The sequence below is a fragment of the Natroniella acetigena genome (assembly GCF_023227745.1).
Taxonomy (GTDB): domain Bacteria; phylum Bacillota; class Halanaerobiia; order Halobacteroidales; family Halobacteroidaceae; genus Natroniella; species Natroniella acetigena.
Genome location: NZ_JALKBX010000008.1, coordinates 32,775 through 55,482, shown reverse-complemented (window position 1 = coordinate 55,482; position 22,708 = coordinate 32,775). Strand labels below are relative to the sequence as shown.

20 protein-coding genes and 1 riboswitch are annotated in these 22,708 nt (G+C 33.8%); of the genes, 13 read left to right on the top strand and 7 right to left on the bottom strand.

Annotation, left to right across the window (positions count from 1 at the left end; genetic code table 11):
- The first annotated feature begins 75 nt into the window (after positions 1–75).
- Positions 76–807, top strand: a complete 732-nt coding sequence (locus tag MWH25_RS03535) for an outer membrane lipoprotein-sorting protein (RefSeq protein WP_248625860.1) — start codon at positions 76–78, stop codon at positions 805–807.
- Positions 808–894: 87 nt separating this feature from the next.
- Here the strand turns inward: MWH25_RS03535 and htpG are convergent, their stop codons facing one another.
- Positions 895–2,772: a molecular chaperone HtpG gene (gene htpG, locus MWH25_RS03530; protein WP_248625858.1), complete on the bottom strand. Its 1,878-nt coding sequence runs from the start codon at positions 2,770–2,772 to the stop codon at positions 895–897.
- A gap of 255 nt (positions 2,773–3,027) precedes the next feature.
- On the opposite strand from htpG, the gene MWH25_RS03525 reads away from it, so the two are divergent.
- From MWH25_RS03525 to MWH25_RS03500, 6 genes are all read left to right on the top strand, one after another.
- Entirely contained in the window at positions 3,028–3,612 is a 585-nt protein-coding gene (locus tag MWH25_RS03525; protein WP_248625856.1) for a tyrosine-type recombinase/integrase, read from the top strand.
- 338 nt (positions 3,613–3,950) lie between these two features.
- On the top strand, positions 3,951–4,613 hold the full coding sequence (locus tag MWH25_RS03520) for an HD-GYP domain-containing protein (RefSeq protein ID WP_248625854.1): 663 nt from the start codon (positions 3,951–3,953) through the stop codon (positions 4,611–4,613).
- A 33-nt stretch (positions 4,614–4,646) separates the two neighbouring features.
- Positions 4,647–6,494: a methyl-accepting chemotaxis protein gene (locus MWH25_RS03515; RefSeq protein ID WP_248625852.1), complete on the top strand. Its 1,848-nt coding sequence runs from the start codon at positions 4,647–4,649 to the stop codon at positions 6,492–6,494.
- Positions 6,495–6,655: 161 nt separating this feature from the next.
- Positions 6,656–7,276 carry a GGDEF domain-containing protein gene (locus tag MWH25_RS03510; RefSeq protein WP_248625850.1) on the top strand — a complete coding sequence of 207 codons (621 nt, stop codon included), beginning with the start codon at positions 6,656–6,658 and terminating at the stop codon, positions 7,274–7,276.
- An 86-nt stretch (positions 7,277–7,362) separates the two neighbouring features.
- Complete coding sequence (locus MWH25_RS03505; protein WP_248625848.1) at positions 7,363–8,361, top strand: helix-turn-helix transcriptional regulator; 999 nt, start codon at positions 7,363–7,365, stop codon at positions 8,359–8,361.
- Between the two features lie 170 nt (positions 8,362–8,531).
- Positions 8,532–9,521, top strand: a complete 990-nt coding sequence (locus tag MWH25_RS03500) for a diaminopimelate dehydrogenase (protein ID WP_248625846.1) — start codon at positions 8,532–8,534, stop codon at positions 9,519–9,521.
- 163 nt (positions 9,522–9,684) lie between these two features.
- On the opposite strand, the gene MWH25_RS03495 is transcribed toward MWH25_RS03500, so the two are convergent.
- Both MWH25_RS03495 and MWH25_RS03490 read right to left on the bottom strand, forming a co-directional pair.
- Complete coding sequence (locus MWH25_RS03495) at positions 9,685–9,990, bottom strand: late competence development ComFB family protein (RefSeq protein WP_248625844.1); 306 nt, start codon at positions 9,988–9,990, stop codon at positions 9,685–9,687.
- Between the two features lie 273 nt (positions 9,991–10,263).
- Positions 10,264–10,674, bottom strand: coding sequence for a putative ABC transporter permease (locus MWH25_RS03490; RefSeq protein ID WP_248625842.1), 411 nt, complete (start codon positions 10,672–10,674; stop codon positions 10,264–10,266).
- 153 nt (positions 10,675–10,827) lie between these two features.
- Here MWH25_RS03490 and MWH25_RS03485 point away from each other — a divergent pair, with 153 nt between their 5' ends.
- Positions 10,828–12,234 (top strand): MATE family efflux transporter, encoded by a 1,407-nt coding sequence (locus MWH25_RS03485; protein WP_248625840.1) that lies wholly within the window; start codon positions 10,828–10,830, stop codon positions 12,232–12,234.
- A 415-nt stretch (positions 12,235–12,649) separates the two neighbouring features.
- On the opposite strand, the gene MWH25_RS03480 is transcribed toward MWH25_RS03485, so the two are convergent.
- On the bottom strand, positions 12,650–13,516 hold the full coding sequence (locus MWH25_RS03480) for a DUF4349 domain-containing protein (protein ID WP_248625838.1): 867 nt from the start codon (positions 13,514–13,516) through the stop codon (positions 12,650–12,652).
- A 603-nt stretch (positions 13,517–14,119) separates the two neighbouring features.
- Here MWH25_RS03480 and MWH25_RS03475 point away from each other — a divergent pair.
- On the top strand, positions 14,120–14,401 hold the full coding sequence (locus MWH25_RS03475) for a hypothetical protein (RefSeq protein WP_248625836.1): 282 nt from the start codon (positions 14,120–14,122) through the stop codon (positions 14,399–14,401).
- A gap of 191 nt (positions 14,402–14,592) precedes the next feature.
- A complete protein-coding gene (locus tag MWH25_RS03470) occupies positions 14,593–16,551 on the top strand; it encodes a methyl-accepting chemotaxis protein (protein WP_248625834.1) in 1,959 nt (652 codons plus the stop codon).
- Between the two features lie 142 nt (positions 16,552–16,693).
- On the opposite strand, the gene MWH25_RS03465 is transcribed toward MWH25_RS03470, so the two are convergent.
- The 3 genes from MWH25_RS03465 to MWH25_RS03455 are packed head-to-tail and all read right to left on the bottom strand — an operon-like array spanning position 16,694 to position 19,128.
- On the bottom strand, positions 16,694–16,984 hold the full coding sequence (locus MWH25_RS03465; protein ID WP_248625832.1) for a MoaD/ThiS family protein: 291 nt from the start codon (positions 16,982–16,984) through the stop codon (positions 16,694–16,696).
- A 1-nt stretch (position 16,985) separates the two neighbouring features.
- A complete protein-coding gene (locus MWH25_RS03460; protein ID WP_248625830.1) occupies positions 16,986–18,872 on the bottom strand; it encodes an aldehyde ferredoxin oxidoreductase family protein in 1,887 nt (628 codons plus the stop codon).
- On the bottom strand, positions 18,865–19,128 hold the full coding sequence (locus MWH25_RS03455; RefSeq protein WP_248625828.1) for a 4Fe-4S dicluster domain-containing protein: 264 nt from the start codon (positions 19,126–19,128) through the stop codon (positions 18,865–18,867). The genes MWH25_RS03460 and MWH25_RS03455 overlap by 8 nt, the downstream gene beginning before the upstream one ends.
- Positions 19,129–19,228: 100 nt before the next feature.
- Positions 19,229–19,556, bottom strand: a riboswitch (cobalamin riboswitch).
- A gap of 319 nt (positions 19,557–19,875) precedes the next feature.
- Here MWH25_RS03455 and MWH25_RS03450 point away from each other — a divergent pair.
- The 3 genes from MWH25_RS03450 (at position 19,876) to MWH25_RS03440 (ending at position 22,570) form a co-directional block, all read left to right on the top strand.
- Positions 19,876–20,922, top strand: coding sequence for a Fic family protein (locus MWH25_RS03450; protein WP_248625826.1), 1,047 nt, complete (start codon positions 19,876–19,878; stop codon positions 20,920–20,922).
- Positions 20,923–21,206: 284 nt separating this feature from the next.
- Positions 21,207–21,404, top strand: a complete 198-nt coding sequence (locus MWH25_RS03445; RefSeq protein ID WP_248625824.1) for a hypothetical protein — start codon at positions 21,207–21,209, stop codon at positions 21,402–21,404.
- 77 nt (positions 21,405–21,481) lie between these two features.
- Positions 21,482–22,570 (top strand): HNH endonuclease domain-containing protein, encoded by a 1,089-nt coding sequence (locus MWH25_RS03440; RefSeq protein WP_248625822.1) that lies wholly within the window; start codon positions 21,482–21,484, stop codon positions 22,568–22,570.
- Positions 22,571–22,708: the final 138 nt, after the last annotated feature.

Genomic DNA, 22,708 nt, shown 5'->3' with positions numbered 1-22,708 from the left:
AATGTACAGTTAAAAATCAGGTGACACATAATTGAGTTTGCACTATACACTGATCTTAAGCGGGGGGGGTTGATCATGAGAAGACTTAAATTAGTAGGATTTATATTAGTAGCAAGCATCTTGTTGTTACCGCCAGGAGCTTTTGCTTTGACTGCTGAAGAGATAATAGAACGGGGAGATGAAAATAAGTACTTAGAGCAAGTTAGAATGGAAACTGAACTGATAATAAAAGATGGTAAAAGAGAGCTTACTAAAGAGATGATTATTTATATTGCAGGGGATTCAGTTGTAGTTGAATTCACCAACCCTGATGATAAAGGAACCAAATACTTGAAAATTGGAGATGATTTATGGGTTTTATTTCCTAATGCAGGAGAGCCTGTTAAAATTTCTAATCAGATGTTAGAAAGAACAATGGTGAGCGGTGATTTTTCTTATCAAGATTTAATGGAACAGGAACAGTTATTGGAACTGTATGAATTTGAAATAGTCGGAGAAGAAAGTTATCAAGGACGGGATAGTTATCTAATTGAGGGAAGTGCTAAAGAGGGGGTAGAAACTTCTTATTCTCATAGAAGGATCTGGGTTGATCAGGAAAGGTTTATCTATTTAAAAGAAGAGCTTTATTCTCAGCAAGGAAGATTATTAAGAACCGTTGAAGCTGAAGAAGTAGAGCAGTTTGGTGAGCGATGGTACGTGACTGAATCGGTGATCAATTATAAATTGCGAGCAAGTTCTCAGACCGTATTCAGAATTAAAGCTATAGATTTTGAACCTGAAATTTCTGAAGATACTTTTAAGTTATAGCTAGGAATGAATTATCAACTTCAGATCTAGATAAATTGATTGAAATAAATAAAAGCGAGGCTAATTTGATCTTAGCCTCGCTTTAACTTATTTTGCTTTACTCATTAGCTCAGTAATCTTAGCAGCAAATTCGACTGGATCCTCAGGTGTAAATCCTTCAACTAAAGAAGAAAGGTTATAAAGCAGTTCACTATAGTCTTTTAAAATGTCTGCTTCTGGATCTTCATTATAGATCTTTTCTAAAGTTGTAAAGAGTTGATGGTTAGGATTCAACTCAAGGATTCGTTGAGCTTGGCCCAAATTCTGTTCCATTTGGTTAAATAACTTTTCCATTGACATGCTCAAACCTTGCTGACCACTGACTAGACAGACAGCACTTGACTTTAATCTTTTACTCAGTCGAACATCATCTACTTTATCGGTTAAGTGTTGATTAATCTTTGCTAATAATCCTTCTATTTCTTCTTTGTCTTCAGTTTCAGTCTCTGTTTCATCTTCTAGATCTAGATCTTCTCGCAGAACAGATTTGAATTCAATATCTTGATAATTACCTAAAATATTGATTACAAATTCAGCAACTTCATCAAGTAGATAAAGCACTTCTAAATTCTTATCTTGTACTAATTCCATCTGTGGTAAGTTTTCAATACTTTTTCTATCGTTACCAACTACATAATAGATTGCCTCTTGTTCTTTAGGCATTCTCTCAATATATTCTGCTAGAGTTGTCTTTTCTTCTTCTAAATGTGAAGAGGAGAAGAGTAAGAGATCGACTAACTTATCCTGCTTAGTAGGATCAGCATAAATCCCTCCTTGGATTGCCTTGCCAAACTCCTCCCAAAACTCTTCATATTTTTCGCGTTGGTTATTCAGCATCTTCTTTAAGTTTCTCAAAATAACCTTTTCTACATTTTTAGCAATTACTTTAAGTTGTTTATTATTTTGGAGCATCTCCCGTGAGATATTTAAAGAAAAATCAGGTGAGTCGATCAATCCTTTAATAAATTGCAGATATTTCGGTAACAGCTCTTGGCATTGCTCCATAATCAGATTATCTTTTGAATAGAGTTTGATGCCGGTTTCAAAGTTAGGCGAAAAAAGATCATTAGGTGCTGTTTGAGGAATAAATAAGAGTCCGGTAAATTTGACTAGACCCTCTACTGACCAGTGAATAGTTTCTAATGGTTCCTGCCAGTCTTTAAAGTTTCTTTTATAGAATTCGCTATATTCTTCTTCACTAATCTCATCTTCTTTCTTCTTCCAAAGGGGGGTCATATTATTTAGAGTTTGAACTTCTGTTCCTTCTTCTGTAGGAACTTCCATTGTAATAGGATATCTGACATAATTGGAATATTGCTTAACTAGGTTTTTGATGGTCTGTGGAGCAGTAAAGTCTTCTTCATCCCCTTGAGCAGTGAATTCTTCTCTTAGTTTGAGCTTGATTGTAGTACCTCGTTTTTCTTTAGCGATATTTTCAATTGAGTAAGTACCATCACCTGTGGATTCCCATCTGACACCTTCTTCTTCGCCAGGTGCTTTAGTGAGTAGAGTTACTTTTTTAGCGACCATAAATGAAGAATAGAACCCAACTCCAAATTGACCAATTAGATCAATATTTTCTTGATTCTGTTTTAATTTTTTTAAGAATTTTTTAGTGCCTGACTGGGCAATAGTACCGATATTTTCGATAACTTCTTGATAAGTCATACCGATTCCATTATCAGAGATAGTAATTATGTTATTTTCTTGATCTAGATCGAGATTGATTTCAAATTCTGAATCATCTTTTATTATTTTTGGTTCAGTAAGTGCTTTGAATTTAACCTTATCGATGGCATCAGAAGCATTAGAAATCAATTCTCTCAAGAAAATTTCTTGATTGGTATAAATAGAGTTAATCATTAAATCTAACAATTGTTTAGTTTGAGCTTGAAACTGTTTAGTTTCTGTTTGTTCAGCAGTCATTATAATACCTCCTTTAAGATATAGTTTTTTTAAATTTAGAATTAAATTTTAAAAAGTTTTGATTGCTACCAATGACTAGTCACTAGTCACCAAGTACTATAGATATTTTAGCATTTAATATTTTCATTGTCAAAAAGAGAGCTATTAGTAATTATTTTGATTATCTAAGTTCTTTAATTTATAATATTTTGCTAAATAAGTTAACATATATTAAAATAAATGTAGTTATATTTATTAAATTGAGGAGGCAATAGAATGGGTAATAGAGTTGAACCAATTAGAAGTAAAACAAAGATTAAGGAGATAAAGAAGATGCTGTTAAGCAAAAAAAAGTGGAGGGATTATGTTTTATTTGTCTGTGGAATTAATTTTGGTTTGCGAATAGGTGATTTGTTGAAATTGAGGATCAAAGATGTAATTGATTCAAGTAAAAATGTTAGGGATAATTTTGAAATTGTAGAGCAAAAAACTGGAAAGAGAAATACGATAAAAATTAATCAAGAAGCAGTTAAAGCTATCGAATTATTAACAGATAAAACTTTAGTAACAGCAAATATGAATAATTATCTTGTTTATAATACTAGAGATTGTAGTAAATCGATCAGTAGGGTTCAAGCTTATAAGTTAGTGCGAAAATGGTGTCGTCAAGTGGGGATTATAGAGGAAGCAATTGGTACTCATACTTTAAGAAAAACATGGGGCTATCATGCACACAAGCAGGGGATAAGCATCGCAGTAATTCAGGCTAAATATAAGCATAGTTCAGTAAAAACGACACGTCATTATTTAGGAATAGAACAAAAGGATGTTGATGAGGCATATGATAAAGTTAAACTATGAGTATGCCTTTGTTTACAAAAGTATCGTTTTGTTAACTAAAAACATTAATGTTTTTAATGAATGGACTGTAATATCTGTTAATACTTATAAATCAAATTAAAATAATTGCTTTTTTTATTTTATTTATCCTATTAATATAAAAAATACCATAACTTATATTGCTAATAATTCTATAATAAGATTAAATTCCCTTTATTCAATCAAAAAAATTTAAAAAACTAAAAATTTCTCTATCTAATTTAACAAAACGATACAAATGATAATTTATAAATAAAAGGAGGATAGTTAAATGAGTAAAAAAGAAAAAATAAAATTAGATAATTAGTTGGGGTGATAGTATGGAATGTAAAAGTATTGAGCTTAATCATGGACGTTGCTTAAAATGTAATAAAAATAGAGAACATTGCGTAATGGCTAATTTTAAGACTATAAGCAATGCTTTAAATAATATGATGCAGAAAAGAGATCCTTATACTGTGGAACATCAGAAGAGGGTAGCTACTTTAGCGGTGGAAATGGCTAAAGTATTAGATTTCCCTAAAGAAAGGATTGATATCATTAATATGGCTGCTGTGATTCATGATATAGGGAAGGTTAATGTACCAATGTCAATTCTAACAAAGCCAACTAAGTTAAATGAGCATGAATTTAATATGATAAAGACTCATTCTGAAGTTGGTTACGAAATTATTGCAGACACAGAATTTCCTGGTAAGATTGCTGAAATAATTAGACAACATCATGAAAGGTTAGATGGTTCAGGATATCCTTTAGGTTTAAAAGAAGATGAGATTTTGATAGAAGCTAAAATTATAGCAGTAGCAGATGTGGTGGAAGCTATGAACTCACATCGACCTTATAGACCAGCTTTAGGAGTAGAAAAGGCTTTAAATGAAATCAAAAGAAACAGAGGTAAGTCTTATGATTGTGAAGTAGTGGATGTTTGCTTAGAACTATTTTTAAAAGATGATTTTAAAATTAAAGATACTTTAGGAAAGTAAACTATGGAGTTTAAAATTAAAGGAGGAGATTCAATGTTAAAATTTAATTTAAAACAGAAAATACTAATTTTTATGATATTGTTAGTAACTATTCCTTTATCGATTTATGGAGCTATTACATATAATCGGGAAGCTAATAATATTGAAACTCAAATAGAAGATAGAAATGAAGCTTTAGTTAATGAATTAGCTTTAAGAATTGAAGATGCTATGATAGCTAACAGAGAAAGATTAGAGATGACAGCAAATTTAGAAGATATTACTTCAATGGATCCTGAAAGACAAAGAAATGCTTTAGTAGAATTAGAAGCAGCAAACCCAAGCTATGAAATGGTATTTGTATTAGATCAAGATGGAACATTTATTAATGATGGACTTACAGATACTGGATTAATAGGTGATGATTTAAGCGATAGAGAGTACTTTCAAAGAGCAATTCAAGGTGAAAGTGTTTTCTCTGATTCTTTAATTTCACTTCAAACTGATGAACCTAGTTCTACAATAGCTGTTCCAATTGAAGATGGAATGGAAACAGTTGGAGTTTTATCAGTAACTATTAACTTTGATGCTTTACAAGATATATCTGATAATTTTAATGAAGATGGTGCTTATGCTTATATCACAGATAGTGAAGGAACTATGGTAGCTCATCCAAATGTTGAAGGACGAGTCTTAAATCAAAGTAATGTCTCAGATATTTCAATTGTAGGTGAAGCATTAGAAGGTCGTTCTGGTGTTGATAGATACTATAATGATGAAGGGATTGAAATGTTAGGTGCTTATTCAGCAATTAATGAATTAGATTGGGTAGTAGTTATTCAAAATGATACAGAAACGGCTTTTAGTCAGGTAGATGATATTTTATATCAAACAATTATTATCTTAATTATCTCGATTATCTTAGCAGTTATAGCAGCTAATTGGATGGCTAATAATATTTCAAATCCAATTGAAAAGTTAGTAACTAATATGCAAAAAGTAGCTAAAGGAAATTTAAATGCTAGAGCTGATATTGAGCGTGATGATGAATTAGGAGAGTTAGCTGAAAACTTTAATCAAATGGTAACTGAAGAAGCAGAGATTGTTGCTGATATAATTGATGTTACAGAAACACTTGCTTCTTCTGGAGAGGAGTTATCTGCTCTTGCTGAAGAGGCTAGTGGGAATGTCGAGACTACAGCAGGGAGTATGCAACAGATGTCAGCAGGAATAGAGGAGGTATCTGCTACGACAGAGAAGATGAATGATTTTGCTGAAGAGACTGCTGTCAATGCTGAAGAAGGACAAGTTAAGATTGAAGAAGCTGTTTCAGAGATGAGAATTATTAAAGAGACTGTAAGTAGAGCGGTTAAAAGTATTAATGATTTAGGTGATAGCTCTGATCAGATCGGTGAGATTATCGAATTGATTACTAATATAGCAGAACAGACTAATCTCTTGGCTTTAAATGCAGCAATTGAGGCAGCAAGAGCAGGGGAGCATGGTCAAGGTTTTGCGGTAGTGGCTGAAGAGATTCGTCAGTTGGCAGAAGAGACTACGGCTGCTACTGATAAAATTTCTGGGTTAGTTGAACAGACTCAGTCAGAAGCTAATAATGCTATTTCTGCAGTTAAGGCAGGGGCTGATGAAGTAGAACAAGGAGAAGAGATTATCAATCAAGCGGGAGTAGCATTTAATCAAATAGTAGAGGCGATTAATGATACGACTGCTCAGCTTCAAGATACAACCGCTGTAATTCAACAGTTGGCTGTAGGTAGTGATGAGGTAGTTAAGGCAACTGATGAGATAACTACAGTAACTGATGAAGTTACTAATTCTTCAGTAGATTTGACTGAACTAGCGGAGGAGTTAAATCAATTGGTTAATAAGTTTGAGGTTTAAATCGCTAAAAATAAACAGAGTCACTAGAGAACACCAGTTAAAACTGGTGTTTTTTACTTGATTTAGAGTTGGCCCTTCTTGAATTTGAGAAAATTTTGCAGATGGACATTAATTGTCTATGGTGAAGTGATATAATTAAATTAAGCTGAAGGAGTTTATTATTGAAAAGAGGGGGACTTGATTTGAGAAGTGGCTTTATATTATTAGTAATGCTCTTTATTCTGGTGGTAATAATCTTGATAATTAGAAAGTTTTTGGATTTGAATCGTAGATTGTTGAAGGCAGAAGCAAGGGCAGAGCAGATGTATCAGCGAGCCATTCGTGATGGAATGACGGGAGTTTATGATCATCAGTATATGATTGATTATTTAGCAACGGTTGATTCTTCTTACTCTTTATTGATGCTTGATATTGATGATTTTAAAGAGATTAATGATGATTATGGACATCAAGTTGGTGATGAAGCGATTAAGTATGTAGCTAGAAAAGTAGCTTCTAATATTCGTAAAAGCGATCTAATTGGAAGATATGGTGGGGATGAATTTATTATTATTTTATTTGATTGTAATCAAGAAGAAACGAAATTAGTTAAGCAGAAGATCAAAGAAGCAATTGCAGAACCATATGAAACTTCTTGTGGGGAAAAGCTAAATATAACAGTCTCGATAGGGACTTATATTAATAAAACTGAAGTAGCTAAAGAAGCTTTATCTAAAGCAGATCAGGATCTTTATAGGATCAAAAGGAGCAAAAACGGTAACAATAAGGTCTCAATCAGATGATATCAAAATTTTTTTAGTTATAAAGGGGAATTTAGTAACTATCTGGTGTAAAGATAAAGTAGGTGATACTTTAAGGAGGCGGTAAGATGACTACTAGATATCATTCTCTAGCAAAGGGTTTACGGTTATTGAATATTTTTGAACGTTTAAATCAAGGGGCAGTAATTAGCAAAGAAGAAGAAGAGGAGCGATTTGGTGTTACTAAGAAGACAATCCAGCGTGACATTAATGATTTACGGGCTTATTTTTCTGAACTGCATCCTTGTGATGGTAGAACAGACTTAATTTATGATAGGGCCAAAGGTGGTTATATCTTAGAAAGAGATAAGAGTAATTGGTTAACTAACGAGGAAATTTTGGTCTTAAGCAAGGTCTTATTAGAAAGTCGAGCTTTCTCTAAAGAAGAGATGAATAAGTTATTAGATAAGTTAATTTTACAATCTGTGCCTAAAGAATATAAACATATAAAAGAAGTTATTAGTAATGAACGGTTTCATTATAATCCTGTTCAACATGGAAAGAGCTTATTTAAAATAATCTGGGATTTAGGTAAGGCAATTAGAGAGTCTAAGTTGATAGAGATTGCCTATCAAAAATATAACGCTACCAATTATAGTCAACGCTTGCTTAAGCCAGTAGGGGTTATCTTTTCAGAATTTTATTTTTATTTAATAGCTTACATATGTGAGTACAATTTTGATTTTCCAACTATTTATCGTTTAGATCGGATTAAGGATTATCAGATTCAACAAGAGAGTTTTCATATTCCCTATTCTGAACGTTTTAAAGAGGGAGAGTTTCGTAATCGAGTACAATTTATGCAAGCAGGAAAGTTAATGACGCTTAAGTTTCTTTTTTCAGGTTCTTCGCTAGAAGCAGTCTTGGATAGATTACCGACAGCTGAAGTCGTAAAGAAAAAGGAAGATGATGATTCTTATATTATAGAAGCAGAAGTATATGGTAAAGGAATTAAGATGTGGTTGTTGAGCCAAGCCCAATACATAGAAGTATTGGAGCCAGATTATTTTCGTGAGGAGATGGAGGAGACGATTACTCAGATGTTGGACAATTATAGAGGAGGGTGATATTTTGAAATAAAGCTAAAAAATAGAGAATATACTTGACAAGAAAATATTAATATATTACTATATATAATGAAAATGATTTTCATTATGGTGAAAAAGTTTCTTGTCAGAGGCAAATACATAACAAATTAAAATCTAAGTAATATTATTGGTAATAGGAGGGCAAAGAGATGGCAAAAATCAGAGTTGGAATTGTAGGATATGGTAATTTGGGTAAGGGAGTTCAAGCAGCAGTCAAACAAAATCCTGATCTAGATTTGGTAGGTGTATTTACGAGAAGACCGGTAGATACTGTAGATGTTAATGAAGAAGGAGTCGAGATTGTAAATGTAGTTGATGCAGAAGATTATGTTGACCAGATAGACGTGATGTTATTGTGTGGTGGTTCGGCTACTGACCTTCCTGTTCAAGGGCCAAAGTTCGCTGCAATGTTCAATACTGTGGATAGTTTTGATACTCATGCTAGGATTCCAGAATATTATGAACAAATGAATGGAATAGCAGAAGAGAATGGGAATACTAGTGCAATCAGTATCGGCTGGGACCCAGGACTCTTCTCAATGAATAGAATGTTAGCCGGAGCTGTTCTTCCAGAAGGTAAAGGATATACTTTCTGGGGACGAGGAGTCAGCCAGGGACATTCCGATGCGATCAGAAGAATAGATGGAGTCAAGGATGCAGTTCAATATACTATCCCGATCGAAGAGGCGATTGAGAAGGTAAGAGAGGGTCAAAATCCTGAATTGACTACTAAGGAAAAACACCTGCGTGATTGTTATGTAGTAGTTGAAAAAGGAGCAGACAAGGATAAAATCTCTGAAGAGATTAAGACGATGCCTAATTATTTTGCAGATTATAAGACTAGAGTCAATTTTGTGACTGCAGAAAAATTAGCAGAAGATCATTCTGCAATGCCTCATGGTGGATTTGTGATTCGCAGTGGGCAAACAGGGAATGACAAAGAGAATAATCAGATTATAGAATTCTCTTTGAAGCTTGATAGTAATCCTGAATTTACAGCCAGTGTCTTAGTAGCATATGCACGAGCGATACATCGTTTAAATCAAGAAGGACAAACCGGAGCCAAGACAGTTTTTGATGTTCCGTTGTCCTACTTAACTGATAAATCATCAGCAGAGTTAAGAAAAGAATTGCTTTAGCAAAAATAAGACAGTATCCGTCACGGATACTGTCTTATCTAATCTAGGAAATTATGTTTTTGAAAGATTGTGGGTCATTTTGTAATGTTATTTATTGTTTTTATGTGTTACTTAATCTTAGCCTTAACCTTAGACTAAAATGGGTGGTCGCTCATTTTGTTCTTTAAGTATGGTTAGGATTTTTAGAGATTGTTTGAATTGCTTGGATCACTTTTAAATCGAAGTCAATCTGTGATTGCTCCTCAAACTCATCTAATCTAGTCATGACATTTCCTCTGGTAGTAGTAATATATTTTGCTGGTAAACTATTAAGAGCATAAGAAGCCATATCAATCAAACATTGTTCACAGATACAAATATCTTCAAATTCTTTTTCTGTTAATAGTTTCTGTAGCTTATCTAAAACTACGTCTTCTGTATGGTTATGTAGTTTTTCTTGCTGGATTTTTTTAAATATCTTATTATGCATGCTATATCTCCTCCAGTAAGTTTACTTTATTATATCAGTTAATTATTCCAAAATAAACCTCCTATCGACAAAAAAGAAGAGATATTGAGGTATATGATATGATTTTACAATTACATCAACTTAAACTAAGTTTTGGTCATAGATAGCTTGCAAGAAAAATGTTGTTACAAATAGTGTCAGTGTCCGTAATCCGTGTCAGTAAAAAACCTAACTTCAAAATATTGAAACAAGTTAATTAGAAAAATATGTATTAAGTTGACGCAGATGACTTAATTATATAGAATCAACCTTTAGGTTGATTAATAAGTTATAAAGTCTTTCAAATAACAAGCCTACTATAAACCAGAGTGGAGCGTAGTCTAATCGAATAAAACCACCGATTGAAAGAGGTGTATGACTATAATCCCAAGGGCGAACGCCTACTGCATTTAATAATAACCAGCCAGTAAGATACTCAGCGATAAAGATAAGTAAAGTATAACTCCCTCCTCGTAAAATAATTGACCAGTCTTTTATTCTGCTATAAATAGGTTCTAAGAAGATAGCTAATCCATAGATGAGAAACATCCAGAGAGAAGTCCAACTTCTTAAAACGAGATCACCTTCTATCAGAGAATTTAAGCCAGTCCAGAAGATTTCTAGACACCAACCCAGCAGACCGTAAATAACAAATCTAATAATCATATTTTTAGTATTGATAAAAGAAGAAAAGAATATTCAAATCCTTTATGTAGTTGGATGATTTTTAGTAAATCTGAATCGGGGAAGGTAGAATTATAAATAATTTTATGTTAGAATACTTATAAATACTAAATAAAATAAAAGGAGCAGATTTAGATGGTTGAATTGATAGAAGAATCAAATTCATGGAAGATGAGAAAGAGTATAGTAAACTTAGCTTGGCCCGCTGTATTACGTATGTTATTAGAAAGTATAGTAGGAACGATAGATATTATTATGGTTGGTAGCTTAGGAGCGGCTTCTCTGGCAGCAGTTGATGTCAGTAACCGAATAGTTTTCTTAGTTGTTGGTGCCTTAACAGCTTTGACGATAGGATCGACTGCATTGGTAGCTCGTTATGTAGGGGCCAACGATCAGCAAAAAGTTAATGATGTTATTTCTCAATCAGTACTGATTGGGTTTTTATTACCTTTAATTTTAGTAGTGGTTGGCTTTTTATTTGCGGATGATATGATGAGATTAATGATGATCTTAATGGAAGAAGTAGATCCCATTATTTTAGAAGAGGGAAGTATCTATATCAAGATTGTTTTTAGTTCGATGGTTTTTGGATTGCCTGTGATGGTAGTTACTGCAGTTCTACAAGGGCTTGGTGATATGAAGACGCCACTTTATATTATGGTAGCTACTAATTTGGCTAATGTAGTAGGAAATTATATCTTGATCTTTGGAATTGGATTCTTTCCTCAATTGGGAGTGGTGGGAGCTGCACTGGGAACAGCATTTGGTAGATTGGTAGGAGCTATAGTAAGTTTCGCAGTCTTGATTAAGGGTGATACTATAATTGAAGTAAATTGGGTCAATATTAAATGGAAGTTTGATTGGAAGGTGATTAAGAATATATTCAGTATCGGTATTCCTTCTGCAGTTGAGCAATCTATTAGGCAGAGTAGCCAAATTATATATACTGCTATGATTGCTGGATTAGGTACGTTGACAATTGCAGCTAATGCTATAATTATCAATATGTTGATGATTCCTGTGATGTTTGGGTTTGGATTTGCTGTAGCTGCTACAACTTTAGTAGGTCAGAGTTTAGGGAGCAAAAAGTATGATTTAGCTAAAGCATATGGTAAGCAGTCGACCTATATAACGATGGTATTGATGAGTATACTATCTGTTCCTATGTTTATTTGGGCCAGACCGATTATTAAGTTATATACTGATAATCCTGAGGTAGTTATGATTGCTGAGCCAGTCTTAAGGGTTGTGATCTTCATGCAGCCATTATTTGCTGTGGTAATGGTACTGAAAGGTGCCTTGCGAGGAGCAGGAGATACAAAGTGGACGATGTATATTACTGCCATTGGTAATTGGGGAGCTAGGTTGCTTTTGAGTCTATTATTTGGGTATTATCTGAATTATGGTTTTATAGGTTTTTGGATTGGGATGGCAGGCGAGATTATAGTAAGGATGTTTTTGTTGATTTGGAGGTATGAATCGGATAAATGGCAGCAGATATATGAGTTGAAAGAGGAGAGAGAATTAGTAGCTGATTGTTAATTGTTGTGGTACAATATAATGTACAATTTACAATGTACAATTTACAATTAAAGATCAAGTTCTTAAAAGCTTAAGTTCTTAAAAGCTTAAGTTCTTAAAAGCTTAAGTTCTTAAAAGCTTAAGTTCTTTGAAAAACCTTGTGGCAATAAGCTTTGGTTGATTTTGATTATAAGATTTAAGGGTTTTAACTGTCAATTATCCCTACGGGTCTTGATCAAGACCTTTCGTGAAAACCATAGAAATCATATCAACTATCAATTGTCAATTAGACGAAGATGCAGAGAAACTTAGTTATCTGCGAAGCACTGTAGTGATAGACTTAAATTTAGCAAATGGTTTTTATTACGGAAAGGCTAAGCCAACCATTAAAGATGGTTTAGATTTTACTTAAACTTAAACTTAGCCTTAATATCAATTAATTGCGCCATTTAAAAATTAATTTATAAGCTAAAATAATAGCTATGGCTAGCATAAGTAACCAAGGAAGTATTCTTCCACTGAAAATGACTATTAAGTGAATACTGGTAATAAAGCCTTGGACTGCTTGTTGTAGTGTTTCTGGTAGTCGGTAACTACTAAATAAAGGTTCTGGCTCGACCAATCTCAGCCGAATCGTACTTAGGTTAATCTGATCATCATAACGCTCTAATTGATTTTTGATTCGTTCAATTTCAGTCCGCACCCGATTCAATTCCTTTTCAATCTCTAAGATCTCCCTAACTGCTTCAGCTTCATTTAATAGCTCACGATATCTCTCTTCTTGTGCTAAGAGATTTTTTTGGCGTGTTTCGAGATCGATATATCTATCTGTCACATCTTGACTGCTGATCTGTTTATCTTTCAACTCTCCTAACTTTTGCAAGTCAGAGATGAGTGCTGAGAAGTTAGCGGCTGGAACTCGGATGGTATAAGAGTGTGATTGGCGTTGAGTTCCTATCTGCTGCTGTCGTGAATTAGATAGGTATCCAGAATACTCTTCGATTAATTCTTCCACTTTTGCTTCACTGTCTGCTAAATTTTCAGCTTCTAATTGTAGATTACCAGTAGTGATCAGTTTTCGCTCCGAGTTAGTAGCTGCTTGATCATCTCGGTCGTAATTCGTAGTATTAATTGCTGGTTTTATGCTTTCTCCCCGGGCCAATTCCATCGACTCCCTTGGAGTCTCTAGAGCAGGAGTAGAATTATTTCTACCGAAGGACGGAAGGCAGCCTGTAGTAAGTAAGAGAGTAGTTAATAGGAATATTCCTATTAGTAAGCGGAGATGATTAGTCTTCTTTATCATTTTGTTACCTCCTTAAAAAATTGTGGCACTTTTAGTGCCACAGCTATCAGTAGTCAGTAGTCAGTAAAAAATTAAAAGCTTTTAAGATTTTAGGCTGATAGCTGAGAACTGATGGTTGACAACTATATTTTATCTTATTTTATCCTGTTAAGCCAATTGAAATTTTTAGTAATTACCAGTAAAAGCATTGAATATTTAATAATTAATATTGAATAGTGGAAAAGCAATGAATAGATAATAGTTAAGATTCAAAAGCTTAATTACAATTATGTGTCACTTTTGTGCCACATAATTGAGTTGACAGTGTACAGTGAACAGTGTACAGTTAAGATCAAAACCTTAAAAATTTAAAACCATTTAGAACCCTTATAATTAAAGGGGTAGAGAGGTTTTGAATTTAAGATTTAATGATTTTCCTTCGGGTTTTTTAAACCCTTCGTGATGAAAAAATCCGCTCTTAGATTTTTTCTATCCACTGTCAACTGTACCTACGGGTCTTTATCAAGACCCTTCGTGAAACTCATAAAAACCATATCCACCGTAAACTGTACACTGATATAAAGTGGCAAAGTGCCACTTTATATCAATAAAGGGGGGATATTGATGCTTTATACCAACAGAGAATATTTTAAATTGGCATTAATCAATGCTAGTTATCGGCAGGTTAATGAGTATTCTCAACCTAGATTGAAGTTACATATATTGAGTTCAGTTTTTAAGAGATCTTTAGTAGAGAGGACTAATCTATTTACTGCTGCAGATGTAGAAGTTAGAGATTTGATTGCAGTATCTTTTCCTCAGGACAGCTATTATCAAGGGCGGGTTGAGAAGGCGGTTGATATCTTCTGTAATCAGCAATTTTGGCTGGGATTGAAGAGCAGGTGATTGGGGTTGAGTCAGTGGAGAGGTTGATTGAGCAGTTAGGTCAGGTCAGTGGGAATCAGATGAGGTTGGATTTCTGTTAGAAAAATATCTATTTTGCAGGGATTAGGATTATATAAGTAGAAGTATGTAATAGTCATTAGGAAATAAATGACATTGATTTCTTAAAATTAAAATAAAGTAGGAGGTACAATATGTTGAAGAGTAGGTTGAAATTAAAAAAAATAAGTGATTTAAGTATTGGTTTCAAATTAAATAATGCATTTATTATATTAATTATAGTTAGTTTAAGTGGACTTGCTTTATTAAGTTATAATATAGTTTCAAACACCTTAATTGCAGAAAATAAGCAACAGTTAGAAGCAGTAAGAGAGGTAAAGAAAAGTTATATTGAGGATTACTTTCAAGAAAGATTTAGAGATATAGAAGTTTTGGCCCAGGATTCCTCAGTTAGAGGAGCCTTGCCTGACTTTACTGAAGTTTTTGAAGAAGGTTTAGATAGTCAAGAGTATGCTGAGGCAGAAGCTCTTTATGATGAGGAGTTAAGTAACTTTAATAATACTTATGGTTATTATGATCTCTTTTTGATTGATTTAGATGGTAATGTTATCTATACAGTCGCTGAAGAAGATGATTTAGGTACTAACTTAGTTACGGGCTCTTACAGTGATTCTGGTTTGGCTGAAGCTTATCAAGAGGGCTTAAGTGGGATCAGTTTGATTGATTTTTCTATGTATGAGCCTAGTGATGAACCTGCTTCTTTTATTGGGGCACCTGTGATCGATGATGAAGGTGTTCAGTTAGGAGTGGTAGTTTTACAGACATCTATTGATCAGATTAATAGTATTATGCAAGAGAGAGCAGGTCTGGGTGAAAGTGGAGAGACTTATTTAGTGGGTACTGATAATTTAATGAGATCAGACTCACGCTTTAGTGACGAGAGTACTATTCTGGATTTAGAGATCGATATGGAGACTGCCAATAGAGCTTTGCAGGGTCAAAGTGGAGTAGAAATAGTACCTGATTATCGGGGGATTGATGTGATTAGTGCTTATACTCCTGTTGAAATTGCAGGAGTAAACTGGGCTTTATTATCTGACATCGATGAAGCAGAAGTTATGGAATCAGTTTATGAGTTGTTAAGGATTATTGTAGTAATCTTAGTTGTTATCGTAATATTAGCCATTCTAGTTGGATGGTTATCTATTAAGAAGCTAGTTACTGATCCGATTAATAGATTTAAAGAAGAGATTTCTAATAACGATCTCACTTCTGACATAGAAGTTAAATCTCAGGATGAGATTGGGCAGGCTAGTGTAGCCTTAAATAAGATGAAGAGTAATTTACGAGAGATGGTTATTCAGTTGAGAGATAAGATTGAAAGTTTATTGGCTTATAGTGAAGAATTATCAGCTTCAGCAGAAGAAGGTAATGCCACTATAGAGACAACTAATGATTTAATAGAGAATATGGCAGCAGGTATTGAGGAGATTTCAGCCAGTGCTCAAGAAGTAGCCAGTTTTTCTGAGGAAGCTAATTCGCAGGCTGATAAGGGGAGTCAGAATATTGAAAGTACTGTAAATAAAATTGAAGAGATCAATCGATCGGTCAATAAGACAGTAGAAGTAATTAATGAATTAGATAGTACTTCTGAAGAGATAGGAAGAATAATTGAATTAATTACCGGGATAGCTGAACAGACTAATTTGTTAGCTTTAAATGCTTCTATAGAAGCAGCAAATGCAGGAGAGCATGGGCGAGGATTTACAGTAGTGGCAGAGGAGATTAGGGAACTTGCGGAACAGACAGCTGATGCGACAGGTGAGATTGCAGAGTTGGTTACCAAAACGCAGAAGCAATCTAAAAAGGGATTGGAGAAGGTAGAAGAAGTAGAGAGTAGGGCACAGGAAGGCAAGGAGATTGCTCAAGAGACAGGAAGTGCTTTTAAAGAGATTCAAAGGTCGGTAGAGGAATCTTCAGCTCAAATAGAAGAGACGGCTAGTTCGACTACTGATCTGGCTCAGCACAGTGATGAAGTGAATAATGCTACGGAAGACATAAGCCATATGTCTGAAGATGTGACTAGATCATCCCAGGAGTTAGCGGAGATGGCCCATGAGTTGCAAGAAATAATTGAGCAGTTTAAAATTTAAGATAGATGGATGAGCAGTTTAAAATTTAAGATAGATGGAGTGAAAAATTTAAGGAAAGCAGAACTTCTTGTATAAGAGAGGTTCTGCTTTTTTGCATTTGGTTATTTGAGTTGCAGAGGCTTATAATAAGCCCCTGCAGGTTTTACCCTCCCATTATCATTGGAGGTGAGAAGGAGATTGTATCTTCAGGATTTAATTTCAGGTTCAATTCATTCTTCTTCTTCAGACGTTGCTGATTAACAATAATCCAACATAAAGGATTTAGCTCTTTTTCAGCAGTAAATAAACGTTTCTCAAAACCTGTTCCATACTTATCAGTTAAGAGTTGGATTAACTCAATTACTGTTGTATTTTCCTCTAAAGTCAACTCTTCTTGTTGGGTAAAGTTGGTTTCGAGACAGAAAGTAGCAAAGTATTTGACTGTGACAGTCATTTTATTCAACCTCCAACTCCAATTTTTCTAATTTTTCTTTGCTTGGAATCCCTTGGGCTGTCCAGCCTCTAAGCTTGTAGTATTGATCGAGCATACTTTCAAATTTATCTTGGTCCAGAGTTTCACCTTTAGATGGTCCAGTGCTGATTGGTTCATTTAATATTCTCTTTGGTGGAAGATCATCTTGACGAGTAAATCCTTCGCGAGCGTTGAATAATCGCTCCAAATTCCAAATTCGCTTTCCTATTGTTCGCAGTTCTTCTTCTGTAATCTCCCAACCAGTAGCAGTGGACAATAGATCAGTAAAGTGGCATGGTCGGAGAGGCTTGAGAGCAATCCCTTCTAACTTACATAAGCCTAAAGAATCGACAATACAATGCCAGTCTTCATGCCAAGCAATTAGTTCTGGCTTAGTCTCGTATTTTTTCCAGTATTCTTCTCCAATTTCAATACCGAGCTCTTTTTTGATGTCTTTTTGATAGACTTCAGGAGCTACTTCATAGAGAGGTAGAGCCTTTAAATGATCTGCTCCTCGTGGTGAGACAGCAAAGCCTAAGGCCATTCCTTTGGTTCCTCGAACATCAACAGAAGGGTACTCCATTCCTTTGATATGTATTACATAATCTTCAGCAGAGTTACCTATTTTTTTGGAAGCTTGAAGGGCTCCATAAGCTAGAATATCGCCTAGTCCTTCTCGATAAGCAATCTTTTCGATTAGCTTGATGATTGCTTGATGATTACCCCACTCAAGATTTAAACCGTCTGTATCAACAGTAGTCAATATATCGCGCTGGAAAAGTTCCATTGCCCAACCGATTACAGTTCCAGTAGAGATTGTATCTAGACCTAGCTTATTGGCTAAATCATTACTCTTTAAGACAGAAGGGAGATTATCATTGCCACACTTACTACCAAAAGCTCCTAAGTTTTCGTACTCTGGTCCTTCTCCGGTAGTGCCTTCATATTCACCTTCAGTTACTTCATAGTAGCGATTACAGCTGACTGGGCAGTTAAAGCATCCTTTTTGTCTTGTGACGTAGTTTTCTAGTAATCTTTCTCCACTCAACTTATCAGCTCCAGCAAAGGTCGATTCTTGGAAGTTTTTAGTAGGTAAAAAGCCAAGGTTTTGGGCCATTCTCATGATTGCAGGGGTACCGAAGGTTGATGAGAATTCATACAACGGATCAGCTAAGATGCTTTCTTCACTTTCTGAGACTGTAGCTGAGAATTCTTGAGGTTGGGCTACAGTTAATCGGTTAGTCCCTCGGACAGCTATTGCTTTTAAATTTTTAGAGCCCATGACAGCTCCCATCCCTGTTCTTCCAGCAGCACGGGAATAGTTACAGATGATTGCTGCGAAGTTGACCAGATTTTCACCAGCTGGGCCAATAGAAGCGACTTGAACCTTCTCATCTGCCAACTCTTCTTTGAGCTGATCTTCAGTTTCGTTGGTAGTCTTACCCCACAGCTTACTAGCATCTCTTAACTCTATTTTGTCGTCATTAATCCATATAAATACAGGTTGCTTAGACTTACCTGTAATAACAATATGATCGTAGCCAGCATACTTTAACTCTGGCCCCCAATGACCACCACAGTTAGAGTCTCCAAAGGCATTGGTTAAAGGTGATTTAGCGGTTACAGTGAAGCGACCAGAACAAGGGGCCAATGTTCCTGTTAGCGGGCCAACCCCAAAGATTAAATGATTTTCTGGACTTAAAGGATCAATTCCTGGTTCTAGATGATCATATAATAATTTGGCATTGATACCTGCTTGTCCTAGAAATTTTTCTCGCAATTCTTTGTCCAGTGGAGTAGTTGATATCTCTTCAGTTGTCAAATTAACCCAGAGAATTTTTCCTTGCCAAGCATGAGATTTTTTATTCATTATTAATTCCCTCCTCAATAAGTTCTAGTGCTCCGAAGGTGCAAGCTGTTACACATTTAGGAGCCTCTTTAGTACAAGGTCTTGCTGTACACTGTTGCTCAAAGATAGGTAATTCAGTAGCACCTTGGTTTTTTACCTCAATCTTTACCTTGGCCCGTTCTAGCTTGACACTTCCTTCTTGACGCCAAGAACAGGCGATTTCACATCGGCGACAGCCTCGGCAGAGGTCATAATTAATACTAATTTTCTTTTGCATTTTACTCCTCCTCATCTGATATTTTTAGTTTAAAAATAAAAAAGTTCCCAGCCGTTAACGGCTGAGAACTTTACCATCATCCTCAAACTTTTTAATTAAAAAGCTATTAATAAACCAAGCAGGTCTCCTGACTTCTAGCTGTAAAGACTTCACCTTCCCTGGGGGTTAGCAAATAGTGACTAGTAATTAGTTGTTAATTTACTAATTACCAATTACTAATCACTAGTTACTAGTTGACCCAAGTGGTATTATTAAGCCTTTTAGCAATGAATATGTTTTTTGATCTTGAACTTTAATTATCCAATATTCAGTATTAAATATTCAATGCTTTTATAGCTAATTACAGTGACGGGTTCGTTCAGGATTTGCACCTGATTCCCTATTCTCCCTTAACCGTAGTTAAAGGCACTTAGTTTACTGGGTATTAAATTTTGAACTTTCAAATTAATCATTCGCTATTAAGAAGATAATTCCTGCATTATTTAAGAGATTGATTAAGATTGATAAAAAAATGGGCAAAGGTGACTAGATTATCTTAAGAGTTAGCAGAGTTGGCCCGTGAGTTGCAGGAGATAGTTGAGCAGTTTAAGATTTAAGATAGAATGAGAGTAGAACTTTTCAAAAGCCTTAATATACTCATTTGTAATTTAATGAACATATTTATATTAAAATGATGATGTTTATGTTATAATAAATATAGTCATAAGAAATTAAATGAACATATTAATAGGGAAGGTGAGTATATTTATGAAGTCATTTAGAAATGAGAAATTAAAGAATGAAAAGATACCAATGAATATAGTAAAATTAGTGGGGAAAATAAATGAATATAAAGGAAAACAAGATTTGTATATGAATCAATCTCCACAAATATTAGAAAAATTAAAAGAAGTAGCAGTTGTTCAAAGTACGAAAGCTTCTAATAGTATAGAAGGCATAGTTGTTACTGATAAAAGATTAAAAGAGATAATGAAAGATGATACAAATCTTAAAGACCGTTCAGAAGGAGAGATTGCAGGATATAAAGATGTTTTAAATACAATACACACTTCGTATAATGCTATTCCTATAAATCCTAATATAATTTTGCAATTGCATAGAGATTTATATAAGTTTATTCCTGCAAATGGAGGCAAATGGAAAAATCAAGATAATATTATAGGTGAGGTATTACCTAATGGAGAGAAAAGAGTAAGATTTAATCCATTATCTGCATATGAAACTCCAAAAGCTATGGAGGAATTATGTAATTATTTAAATAGAGAGATGAGAGAAGAAAAAATTGATCCTTTAATATTAATAGGAACTTTTATATTAGATTTTTTATGTATTCATCCTTTTAATGATGGAAATGGGAGAATGTCAAGATTATTAACATTACTATTATTATATAAATATGATTATAAAGTTGGAAGATATATTAGTTTAGAAAAAATTATTGAAGAAAGTAAATCTAGTTATTATAAAACTTTGAATCAATCTTCACTAGGTTGGCATGATGCTAATCATAATATATTTATTTGGTTAGATTATTTTTTAGGGACGTTACTTGTTGCATATAAAGAATTTGAGGATAGAGTAGGGTTAGTAAAGAATAAAAAAGGAAATAAAAGTTATAGAGTAGAACAAGCTGTTAAAAATGTATTAGGAACTTTTACTAAAGAAGATATAAGAAATGCCTGTCCTGATGTTTCAGATTCAACAATTAATAGGGTATTTAGGAAACTAAAGAAAGAAGGGGTTATAGAAGTATTAGGAAAAGGAAGAAGTGCAAAATGGAAAAGATTGAAGTAAATAATGCTAGCCAAGATATAAGTCAGATGTTTGTAGAGTGACTAGATCATCTCAAGAGTTAGCAGAGTTGGCCCGTGAGTTGCAGGAGATAGTTGAGCAGTTTAAAATAGATGGAATGAGAAATTTAAGTAGAGCAGAGCTTCTTGTATAAGGGAGGTTCTGCTTTTTGTATATTATTGTCTATATGGCAGGAGTTTCTTTTGTAAAAGAGAAAATATAAAGAAAAGGGTAGGTAGAATGACTTCGGGAGTGAAGAGGTTCTTAAAGCATTAGGTGGATTGCGAGTGCAAGATATTATTACTGAAGAAGAGTTTCAAAAAGAAGGAGAAGTTGTTAGCTTAAATTTAATTGGAGGTGTCGTTATGCAGCGATATATTTTAATAGATAATCTGTTTGAAGTTAAGGAGAATATAAGACGATTTAATAAAGGATTAAAAGAAGATGAATGGCTGGTTAGTATGCTCAGTAGATTTAGGCAGTAATAGTCTATTTTCAAAATTTAATCAATTAAGCTATAGCATAATAAAGATATTATGTTAATCAAAAAGGAGATGCTGAATTGTTAAAACTTCCAAAGCAATTAGATTTGAATATTCAAGCATTTGAGAATATGCTTCAATTAAAGAGGATGACGAATAGTTATAAGTTATATTGGTTTACTGCTCTTTTTGAAGAGATAAAAGAGGGAAAGGAAGAAGTTCATTTTAAACAACTTGTTTTAAGAATGATAGTAAAGAGTTGGTATTCTATCGTTGAATATAGATTGAATTTTGGTTCACAAGATAAATTAGGTAAACTAGTGCTGGATATTTATAATTATTATGATTTGAACAAAAATATTAAAGAGACTGATTTATTATATTTTTTGAAATCTCAGGTCGATGATGAAATAATTAAGCAAGGAATTAAACATATATCAAAATTTGTACCTTATCGTTTATTATCTCCTTTTTATCCAGAATTAAAAGGGGTTAAAGATTATAAGAAGAATAAGTTGATAGCTAAGCTTTCTTTGAAAGATGATAGAGGAATTTATAGAATAGAAGAAGATAAGATAATTGTTAATAAAAACTGGTTTGATTATATTTATAATAACCAGGTGATTATTGAAGGATGGTTAAAATATAAGTTGATTTATTTATTACAGAAGAGAAATCCTAATGTTCCCGCTATTCCATTTAAATTAGCTGCAGCACAGAAAAGAAATTTAAGAAAAGCTAAGAAATATTGGAATGATATATTGGAAAAAGTTTCGTTTAATGATATTTATACTGGTCAAGAAATAAATTCTGAAATAAGTTTAAGTATAGATCATTTCATTCCTTGGAGTTTTGTACTTCATGATGAACTTTGGAATCTGGTGCCTACTTTTAAGCGAGTTAATAGTAAGAAGAGTGATAGGTTACCTAAGCTTGATCAATTTTTAGAAGAATTTTGCGAAGTACAGTATAAAGGTTTTAAGATGGCTATGGAGTATGGCTTTTCAAAAAAGCAGATGGAGGATTATTTGAGTTTGAATCAAAATATGGTTTTGTCTAAAGATGTGACTAAAGATTTTTTTGTTTCTTCTTTAGAGGAGACAATTTTACCACTTTATCAAATTGCTAAGAATCAAGGGTTTATGGTGTTGGAGGAGTTAGTGGTTTAAATATTGAACAGATGAGTTAATATTTAAAAATTAAGTTAGACAAAATAGCTTAAATACTATTGAAATAGAAATAATTAAATTGGTTCTTCCTCGATTTTTGTGAAAAATAAATTGACTGACATACCTAATATCAACCTA

Excerpts from the sequence above, each read along its gene's own strand:
- MWH25_RS03520 (WP_248625854.1), top strand. The coding sequence starts at position 3,951 with ATGGAATGTAAAAGTATTGAGCTTAATCATGGACGTTGCTTAAAATGT.
- MWH25_RS03500 (WP_248625846.1), top strand. The coding sequence starts at position 8,532 with ATGGCAAAAATCAGAGTTGGAATTGTAGGATATGGTAATTTGGGTAAG.
- MWH25_RS03490 (WP_248625842.1), bottom strand. The coding sequence starts at position 10,674 with ATGATTATTAGATTTGTTATTTACGGTCTGCTGGGTTGGTGTCTAGAA.
- MWH25_RS03460 (WP_248625830.1), bottom strand. The coding sequence starts at position 18,872 with ATGAATAAAAAATCTCATGCTTGGCAAGGAAAAATTCTCTGGGTTAAT.
- MWH25_RS03480 (WP_248625838.1), bottom strand. The coding sequence starts at position 13,516 with ATGATAAAGAAGACTAATCATCTCCGCTTACTAATAGGAATATTCCTA.
- MWH25_RS03495 (WP_248625844.1), bottom strand. The coding sequence starts at position 9,990 with ATGCATAATAAGATATTTAAAAAAATCCAGCAAGAAAAACTACATAAC.
- htpG (WP_248625858.1), bottom strand. The coding sequence starts at position 2,772 with ATGACTGCTGAACAAACAGAAACTAAACAGTTTCAAGCTCAAACTAAA.
- MWH25_RS03485 (WP_248625840.1), top strand. The coding sequence starts at position 10,828 with ATGGTTGAATTGATAGAAGAATCAAATTCATGGAAGATGAGAAAGAGT.
- MWH25_RS03455 (WP_248625828.1), bottom strand. The coding sequence starts at position 19,128 with ATGCAAAAGAAAATTAGTATTAATTATGACCTCTGCCGAGGCTGTCGC.
- MWH25_RS03475 (WP_248625836.1), top strand. The coding sequence starts at position 14,120 with ATGCTTTATACCAACAGAGAATATTTTAAATTGGCATTAATCAATGCT.
- MWH25_RS03535 (WP_248625860.1), top strand. The coding sequence starts at position 76 with ATGAGAAGACTTAAATTAGTAGGATTTATATTAGTAGCAAGCATCTTG.
- MWH25_RS03450 (WP_248625826.1), top strand. The coding sequence starts at position 19,876 with ATGAAGTCATTTAGAAATGAGAAATTAAAGAATGAAAAGATACCAATG.
- MWH25_RS03515 (WP_248625852.1), top strand. The coding sequence starts at position 4,647 with ATGTTAAAATTTAATTTAAAACAGAAAATACTAATTTTTATGATATTG.
- MWH25_RS03525 (WP_248625856.1), top strand. The coding sequence starts at position 3,028 with ATGGGTAATAGAGTTGAACCAATTAGAAGTAAAACAAAGATTAAGGAG.
- MWH25_RS03470 (WP_248625834.1), top strand. The coding sequence starts at position 14,593 with ATGTTGAAGAGTAGGTTGAAATTAAAAAAAATAAGTGATTTAAGTATT.
- MWH25_RS03505 (WP_248625848.1), top strand. The coding sequence starts at position 7,363 with ATGACTACTAGATATCATTCTCTAGCAAAGGGTTTACGGTTATTGAAT.
- MWH25_RS03465 (WP_248625832.1), bottom strand. The coding sequence starts at position 16,984 with ATGACTGTCACAGTCAAATACTTTGCTACTTTCTGTCTCGAAACCAAC.